The sequence below is a fragment of the Kitasatospora arboriphila genome (genome assembly GCF_039528095.1).
Taxonomy (GTDB): Bacteria; Actinomycetota; Actinomycetes; order Streptomycetales; family Streptomycetaceae; genus Kitasatospora; species Kitasatospora arboriphila.
This window is the reverse complement of record NZ_BAAALD010000019.1, coordinates 1-8,040: the sequence shown is the minus strand read 5'-3', so window position 1 is coordinate 8,040 and position 8,040 is coordinate 1. Positions and strand designations below refer to the sequence as shown.

The window sequence follows — 8,040 nt, the reverse complement described above, 5'->3', positions numbered from 1 at the left end:
CCCCCGCCGCCCTGGCGGGCGGGACGCCCCCGCCCGCTCCGCGCACCGGTGGAAGCCGCCGTGCGGGCCGGGCTGGAGCGCGCGCTCCGGGGCCCCGCCCGGCTCAGCCACGCGCGCATCCGGCAGTCCGCCGACACCCTGGACGCGGTCGTCTTCGTCGACGCCGGATCACTGCTGGAGGCCGAGGGCCGGCTGCGCGACGCCTGCCGCGAACTCCTCGCCGAGGACGGCGAACTGAGCGGCTGGGACCTGCGCTGCTGCGAGGCCGACCCGTGGATCGCGCTCGGCCTGCACGCCCTGCCCAGCCGCCCCTGACCGGCTCCCGCACCCACCGCCCCGCGACCCGGCGAGCTGGCCTCAGGGTGTCACGGCACTGTGGTGCCAGCTCCGGCTGCTGACACGGACCGGCCGGAGCGGCCACTCTCATGGTGTCGGCGGAACGACGGACCGCAACCGGGACAGCAGCCCCATCGGGGCCCGGAACGGACCACCCGTCACTCCGCCCCTGACACCACCGCACCCCGGAAGCAGCCCGGGGTACAGCCGAACGCGAGAGGATCGGGCATCCCCATGACGCAGAAGGTCCGTTTCATCACGATTGTCGCCCTGGGTCTCGGCGTGCTCACCGGCGTGGCCACCACCGCGCAGACCGGCGGCACCGCCTACCGCGCCGACGGCGACACCACCCCTGCGCTCACCTCCACCGGCACCCCGCTCCCCCCGCTGCCCACCGGCCACCAGGACACCTGGGGCTGGGGCTGAACCGAACCCCGGCACCGCCCGCGACCGCCCCGCACCGGCGCCGGCCCCGCGACCCGGCCGGCCGGCCCCACCCGCAGACCGAGACGACGACGCCCACGAGGTAGCCGGATGACCACCGTCCTGGAAAGCCCGCTCCACCCGGCGGCCCCCACCGCCCACGGCGCCACCGCCGCCGTCCGCGTCCTCCTCGCCGACGGACACCACCTGTTCCGCAGCGGGCTCGGCGCCCTGCTCGACCGGGAGAGCGACCTCGCCGTGGTCGCCGAATCCCCCACCGCCGAGGAGGCCGCCGCCGAGGCCGCCCGCACCAGGCCCACCGTCGCCGTCCTCGACCCCGACCTGCCCGGCCCCGGCGGCCCCGCCACCGCCGCCCTCATCCGCGACCGGGCACCGGCCACCGCCCTGCTCCTGCTCACCACCCAGGCCCGCACCGCCGACCTGCAGCGCGCGGTCGCCGACGGGGTCGCCGGAGTCCTGCTCAAGGACGTGCCGCCCGCCGCACTGATCGCCGCCGTACGGGAACTCGCCCGCGGCGGACGGGTCTACGACCCCCGGCTGGTCGTCGACGCCGTCCGCGGCGACGCCTCCCCGCTCACCCCCCGGGAGGTCACCGTGCTCGGCCACGTCGCCGACGGCTCCACCATCCACGAGGTCGCCGCCGCCCTCTCCCTCTCCCCCGGCACCGTCCGCAACTACGTCTCGGCCGCCATCGCCAAGACCCGCGCCCGCAACCGCTGCGACGCCATCCGCATCGCCCGCGAACGCGGTTGGCTCTGAAGGGAATTGATCGAGGGGCGCGGGGAACTGCGCAATTCGGATGTGGTCCACCTGCCAGAATCGCGTCGACCCGAAAATGGGTCGGTCCGACTCGACAGGTGAGCCCTCTCCGAATTGCGCAGTTCCCCGCGCCCCTTGGGGTTGCCCCCGTCCCTTGGGGTTATCCCCTTGCTTCGGTGACCATGTCGGCGAAGCCGTGGGCGGTGCGGGGGACGTCGGACGGGCGGCTGCCGATGAGGAATTCGCCGACGGAGGACTCCGCCGTCCAGTCCAGGCCGAGCGCGCGGGCGGCCGCGTCGGTGTCGCCGGAGCCGAGGCCGCAGGGGGCCAGCCCCATGGCCGTGGCCACCAGGTACAGCGTCTGGTAGACCACGCCGACGTGCTTGAGCGTCAGCGCGTACGCGATCTGGCTGTACTTCCAGGAGAGCCGGCCGAACCGCGAGGTCACCGTCAGGAGCACCTGCGGGTCGACGCTGCAGCCGGTCGCCCTCCAGGCCGCCGTCATCAGCTCGCGGAAGGCGGTCTCGTCCCCGGGCCCGGAGAAGGGCCGCGGGCGGAGCCGGTGTGCGGCCGCGTCGTACCGGTAGACGCCGGGCACCAGCCCCTCGCAGCGGACGACCGAGAGGTAGACCTCGAGTTCGCCGGTGGCGCCGCCGGCCGGGTAGGGCCGGTCGACGATGTCGTAGCCGTGCGGGTCGGCCGGGTCTCCGGGGATCACCCGTCGGACCCGGGCCACCCGGTAGAGCAGTTCGCCGAGTTGGTCGAGGGTGACGGGCCGCTCGGCGTAGGTGCGCACCGAGCGGCGGCCCTCCAGGACTTCGGAGAGGGCCGGGTCGCGGGCGAGCACCTCGTCCCAGTCGGGGACGGGCAGGTCGATGCCGGCGCCTTCCTCGCGCGGGCCGGTGCCGGGGATCGCCGGCAGCTGGGCGACCTCGGGGTGGGCGAAGACGCCGCCGCTCGGGTAGTCGTGGCGGCCCGGGCGGCTGCGGGCGTGGAAGAGCAGGTCGTGGAAGTCCCAGAGCGGGGGTTCGCCCTGGGCGGTGTCGTCGAGGAAGCCGGCGCCGGCGAGCAGTCCGGCGAGGGAGCGTCCGGCGGCCGGGGCGAGGCCGGCCAGCAGGGCGGCCTCGTCGACCGAGCGGGAGGCGGTGACGGCTGCGACGAAGGCGCCCGCGGCGGGCCGGTGCAGGGTGAGCCGGAACGGTGCCGTCGGGGATTCGAGGACGCAGGCCCCGGCGTGCTCCTCGGGCAGCCGTCGCAGGTAGGCGAAGCGGGAGAGCACGGCGGTGTCGGCGGACCGGCCAAGGCCGGGCAGGCCGGCCGAGCGGGCGATCGGGACGGCGGTGGCCAGCGGCACGCCGAGCGGGTCGGCGAGCGTGGTGGTGACCAGGTACGGGAAGCGCCGCAGCAGGTGCAGCAGCCTGCCGCCGGCGGGGAGTTCGTCGAGGTCGACCTCGGTGCGGGTGAGTTCGGCGAGCCGGTCGACGGTGTCGGCGCCGAGGGCGTGGACCCGCTGGCGGCCCCAGGGGTGGCTGAGTTCGAGGTCGTCGCCCTGGGCGGTGACGACGACCTCCGGGCGCAGCCGCAGCAGGGTGCGCAGGGGGCCGCCGCCGGCCGCGAGGTCGGGCGGGAGCTGTTCGGTCACGGTCATGCGGAGTTCCTCCTCCGGGAGGGGCGGGCCGCCGAGCAGCACGGCGGCCCGCACGTCGTCAGATGAAGATCGGGACGGGGTTGAGGTCCTCCTCCCGGGTCGGCCGGTCGAGCCAGCCGAGGGCGAGCGGCACGTCGTAGAGGCGGCCGGGGGCGAAGCGGGCCCAGAAGTGCCGCATGCCGGGGACGATCACCTTGGCGACCGGCAGGCCGACGTCGGGGCGGGTCTGGTCGAGCACCAGGAACTCCATGCCGCGTTCTTCGACGAGGCGCTGGGCGAGCCGCAGGTCGTCGGCGAGGTCGGTGCCGGCGAGCTCCGCCCAGCGGCCTGGGCCGGCGGCCGTGGTGGCGGGGTCGGGCAGCAGGTGGGGGTTGCCCGCGACGGTGGCCGTGGTCCACCAGGCCTTCTGCTCGGGGTCGGCGCCGGCGTAGTTGACCCGGCCCTCGGCGTCACCGGCGACGGGGCCGAGGAACTGGTTCATCTCGGTGAGCGCCCGAGTGAGGGCGATGTGCGGGTCGAGGTGGGCGCCGAAGGCGATCAGGATGTCCTCGGCGGGCTTGTCCAGGCGCCGGGAGAACGCGCCGACCACCGGGATGCCGAAGTCCGAGGTGAGGTCGAGCGCCCAGATCTCGCGGCGCAATCCGCGGTAGATGTCGCGGAGTTCGGCGATGTACGGGTCGCCGAAGGCGTCCAGGTCGACGGCGGGCCGCTGGACCCGGTTGTACCACCAGAGGGCGACGGCGTCGCGTTCGACGAGTTCCAGGAAGCCCTGCAGGGCGGCGTCCTCGAAGGAGGTTCCTGCCGCGCAGCCGTTGGAGTCGCCGGCGGCGAAGAAGCCGTGGCGGTGCCGGTAGCCGTAGTAGAGCGACATGGTGGGCAGCCAGCGGGTGCGCTGCTCGGTGAGCGACCAGGCGGGCGACCATTCGATCCGGTCGTCCTCGCGGAACCGCTCGGGGACGGTGTTGAACATCGAGCGGCGGGCGTTCCAGCGGGCCCTCTCCTCGTACTGGCGGTCGCTGTAGAGCAGGGTGCGGGCGGGGTGGATCGCGGCGTCGCCGAGTTCGGTGTAGCTGGCGGTGCGGCGGGCCTCGTCGCCCTGGAAGACGCCGGAGTAGCGTTCCATCGCCTCGCCGAGTGCGCTGGCCCGGGCCTGGACGTCGGTGCGGCCCTTGCCGCAGCTCACCGAGCGCAGGCCGGTGCGCAGTTGGCGCAGGTCGCCGCTCTGCCGGGAGAGGTTCTGCCCGGAGACGTACACCCGCAGGCCGGTGGGGGTGCGGGCAGCGGGTACCAGGGAGGTCACCACGCCGGTCACCGGGGAGAGTTGGGGCCGGTAGCGGTCGAGCATGTCCTCGGGGGAGGCGGAGCGGTGGCCGCCGTCGGCGGTGAATGCCTTCGGCCGGGACGCGAACTCGACCGGGGTGAGCTGGCGTTCGGCCATCAGGCCGGCCTCGCCGCAGGCCGGGCACTGCGGGCGGCGGACCAGCTTGTGGCGTTCGGCCTCCAGCAGCACGGTGTCGAAGGTGAGCACCACCGGCTCCGAAGGACGCACCCCGGCGAGCCACTTGGCGGCCTCCAGGGCGGCGAGCTGGGCGCCGGTGCCGAGGGTGGGTGCGAGGTGGGCGCCGGCGGTGGAGATCGGGGTGTCCTGGCCGAGCCGGTGCTGCAGGTAGCTGAGCGACTGGCGGTTGGCGGAGAGCCGGTGGGCGAGGCACTCCCAGCAGCCGGTGGCACCGTCGGAAGGGCCCGGGACGAAGACCGGGCCGACCCAGACGATGGAGCCGACCGGGCGGGCGAGCAGCCAGGGGCGTCCGTTCGCGCGGGCGGCGCGGTCCCGGTCGGCGAGGCCGGGGTGCAGGTAGTCCTCGGTGAGGGCGACGGTGAAGTCGGCGTCCTCGTCGACGGTGACGCCGGCGGCGGCGAGGGCGTCGAGGAAGGGCTGCGGGTCCAGGTCGCCGTACACCTCGACCCGGGCGCGGGAGGTGCGCAGGGCGGCGGAGGCGGCGGCACCGTCCAGGCCGGCCATCTCCAGGTAGGCGGCGCCGGCCGGATCGTCGACGGGCCCGGCGGGGGCGAGGTAGCCACGGTCGCGGAGGGTGCCGACGGCGCCGAGGACCTTGTCGGCGGGCACGGTGCCGTCCAGGGCGGCGCCGATCTGCTCGGGGGTGCGGGTGCCGTCCAGCAGCGGGGCGAGGCGCTGGGCGAGGGCGCCGTCGACCACGGAGACGCCGCGCTCGGAGACCAGGTAGACGGCTTCGCCGTCGACGACGTACGGGGTGTAGTGGCGTTTGAAGCCGATCGCGGTGGTGTCGGACATGGCGGTCCCTCGGGTCTCGGGCGGTCAGCGCAGGGTGGCGAGCGGGGCGGTGGCGGGGTCGAGCAGGCGCAGCAGCAGCAGTCCGACGGCGGCGGTGCCGTCCAGGGCGCCGAGGTTGATCCGGTCGTCGGCGGCCCGGTCGGGGTGCCAGCGGCCGGTGGCCGCGCGGCGGGCGATCAGCTCGCCGACGAGCAGCCCGGCGGCCTCCCGGCCGTCGTAGAACGGGCCGGGCAGCAGCGCGTCGGCGCCGTCGGGGACGGTGTGCAGCAGGCCCGCCTCGGCGGCGGTGAGCGCCTCGCCCGCGGTGGCGACCAGGTCGCGGGTGGTGCGGCCGGCGATCTGCGTCGCACCGACCGGCGGGGTGAGGGCGCCGAGTTCGGCGGGGTCGACGGTGCCGGCGCCGAGCGAGACGGCGGTGTCCAGGCAGGCGAGCCGGCCGGCCCGGGTCGCGGTGGCGAAGCGGTGGCCGCGGAGGCGGTCGCGGACGGTCTCGGGGGCGGCGAGCAGGCCGGGCGCCTCGGCGAGGGTGCGGGCGAGGGCGGCGGCGACCGAGTCGGGGCCGGCCGGGACGAGGTCGAGGAAGCCGTTGTCGGCCCGCTCCTCGCCCGGTTCGGCGGAGAGGGCGGCCAGTGCGGTGGCGGCCAGGGTGCGGATGCCGTCCTCGGTCGGCGCGTGGCCGGGGCCCGTGGCGCGGCGCAGCCGCAGCAGGTTGAGCAGCAGGCCGGCGGTGCCCATCGGGGTGTCGGGCCGCGGGGTGCGGGCGGGGCGTCCGGGGCGGGGTTCGGCGGGGGTGGCGACGGCGAGTGCGCCGGGCACCAGGGCCTGGGCGCGGGCGAGGAGTTCGGGTTCGCCGAGCAGGACGCCGGCGCGGGCGAGGGCGTGGATCAGCGAGCCGGGGCCGGCCAGGCCGCCGGGGACGGGGGCGCCGGCGGCGAGCCGGGTGTCGGCGGCGAAGGCGAAGCCGCGCGGGGAGTCCGGGTCGATGAGGTCGGCGGCGGTGGTGAGGGCGTGCAGGGCGGCGCGGTGGAAGCGGGGTTCGCCGGTGGCGGCCCAGAGTTCGGCGAGCAGGACGGCGAGGCCGGGGGTTCCGGTGACGAGGTCGAGGCCGAGCACCTCGACCTGGCGCAGCCCGGTGCCGGGGTACCAGCTCTGGCCGAGCCAGCCGTGGCCGCGCCGGTCGGCGAGGATGCGGTCGCCGACGGCGACGGCGTGGCCGAGGAGTTCGCCGGAGCCGGGGGTGGTGGTGGTGCGGCGGGGCCGGGCGGCGGTCGGGGCGGGCAGTTCGGTGCCGGCCCGGGCGGCGTCGATGCAGCCGGTGAGGACGGCGAGGTGGGTGTCGAGGTCGAAGGTGTCGAGTTCGGCGACCCGGTGCTGGAGGCGCTGCCAGCCGGTGCCCTGGAAGTGCCCGGGGATCTCCCGGCCATCGGCGGTGAAGACCGAGGTGGAGGTGGTCAGCGAGCGGAAGAACGGGATGTCGAGGACGCGGTAGGAGTCGAGTTCGGCGAGGACGACGTCCAGCAGGTCGCCGCGGCCGGGGTCGCCGGCCCGGGCGGTGAGGGCGCCGTGCAGGGCGCCGGCGATGACCGTCTCGCGGGTGGCGCCGCTGTCGAGGGCGAGCGGGCTGGTCGAGGCGCGGACGATCTTGTAACCGTCCCAGGTGTGCCGCCAGATGTAGCGCACCCAGATGCCCCGGAAGGGCGCCAGCGGGCCGTCCGCGGAGGCGAGTTCGCCGCGCAGCGCGTACAGCGCGGCATGCATCTCGCGGTAGCCGGCGGTCAGCTCCTCGGTGTACTGCCACGGGTCGGCGGTCTCGCCGTCGTGGACGGGCCGGTACGGGGGCAGCGGCAGCGCGGGGACGCCGGGGGCGACCTCCAGGCTGCCGATCCGGGAGAGGCAGCCGATGTCGAGGGCGCCGGAGTGCTTGGCGGGCGTCCACGCCTGGAAGGCCATCGCGGTGCGCACCACGGTGGACTCCAGCTCGTCCAGCAGGCCGTGCTGGCCGGGGCTGAGCACCGGCGGCGCCTGTACCCGCGGGTAGAGCAGGCACTCCAGGTCGATCAGGGCGGGGTGCTCGCCGTCGGCGATCAGGTTGTCGGCCCACAGGTCGCGGCCCTCCAGCAGCTGGACGAGCCGGATCGTCATGCCGAGCCGCCGGTAGAAGCGGGCGAAGCCGCCGCGGTCCGCGCAGGGGCGGTGCGGGACGAGCTCCTCCCAGCCGTAGTCGCTCTCGCAGTCGGCGGCGAGCGAGGCGCCGTGGCCGTCGTCGCCGCGGTCGCTGCGCAGCAGCACGGTGCGCTCCGGCAGGTCGAGCGGGAGGTCGCGGTTGAGCCGGCGGACGAGGTCGAGGTAGGCGGCGGCGTGCCGCATGTCCTTGGGCTTGTAGACGACGGCCGGGCCGGTCGCGAAGTGCAGCAGGGCGACCGAGCGGCCGCCGGCGTGCCGGTCGCCGGCGGCGCCGCGGGCGGAGGGCGCCCGGCTGCCGGTCGGCACCGTCCGCCCCGGGCCCGCGGCGGAGCTGGTGCCGCTGCCCGGCCCACCG

6 protein-coding genes are annotated in these 8,040 nt (G+C 76.0%); 3 read left to right on the top strand and 3 right to left on the bottom strand.

Annotation, left to right across the window (positions count from 1 at the left end):
• The 3 genes from ABD353_RS12685 to ABD353_RS12675 form a co-directional block, all read left to right on the top strand.
• Positions 1–315, top strand: a 315-nt coding sequence (locus tag ABD353_RS12685; protein WP_344623646.1) for a hypothetical protein, incomplete at its 5' end; no start/stop codon positions are given.
• Between the two features lie 255 nt (positions 316–570).
• Complete coding sequence (locus ABD353_RS12680; protein ID WP_344623645.1) at positions 571–762, top strand: hypothetical protein; 192 nt, start codon at positions 571–573, stop codon at positions 760–762.
• Positions 763–870: 108 nt separating this feature from the next.
• On the top strand, positions 871–1,539 hold the full coding sequence (locus ABD353_RS12675; protein ID WP_344623644.1) for a response regulator transcription factor: 669 nt from the start codon (positions 871–873) through the stop codon (positions 1,537–1,539).
• 160 nt (positions 1,540–1,699) lie between these two features.
• Here the strand turns inward: ABD353_RS12675 and ABD353_RS12670 are convergent, their stop codons facing one another.
• The 3 genes from ABD353_RS12670 to ABD353_RS12660 form a co-directional block, all read right to left on the bottom strand.
• Positions 1,700–3,187 carry a SagB family peptide dehydrogenase gene (locus ABD353_RS12670; RefSeq protein WP_344623643.1) on the bottom strand — a complete coding sequence of 496 codons (1,488 nt, stop codon included), beginning with the start codon at positions 3,185–3,187 and terminating at the stop codon, positions 1,700–1,702.
• A gap of 58 nt (positions 3,188–3,245) precedes the next feature.
• Entirely contained in the window at positions 3,246–5,501 is a 2,256-nt protein-coding gene (locus ABD353_RS12665) for a TOMM precursor leader peptide-binding protein (protein WP_344623642.1), read from the bottom strand.
• Between the two features lie 24 nt (positions 5,502–5,525).
• Positions 5,526–8,040 (bottom strand): DUF4135 domain-containing protein (locus ABD353_RS12660; RefSeq protein WP_344623641.1); only part of this gene is annotated, 2,515 nt, incomplete at its 5' end.

Coding starts and splice junctions, on each gene's coding strand:
- ABD353_RS12670 (WP_344623643.1), bottom strand. CDS start 3,187: ATGACCGTGACCGAACAGCTCCCGCCCGACCTCGCGGCCGGCGGCGGC.
- ABD353_RS12665 (WP_344623642.1), bottom strand. CDS start 5,501: ATGTCCGACACCACCGCGATCGGCTTCAAACGCCACTACACCCCGTAC.
- ABD353_RS12675 (WP_344623644.1), top strand. CDS start 871: ATGACCACCGTCCTGGAAAGCCCGCTCCACCCGGCGGCCCCCACCGCC.
- ABD353_RS12680 (WP_344623645.1), top strand. CDS start 571: ATGACGCAGAAGGTCCGTTTCATCACGATTGTCGCCCTGGGTCTCGGC.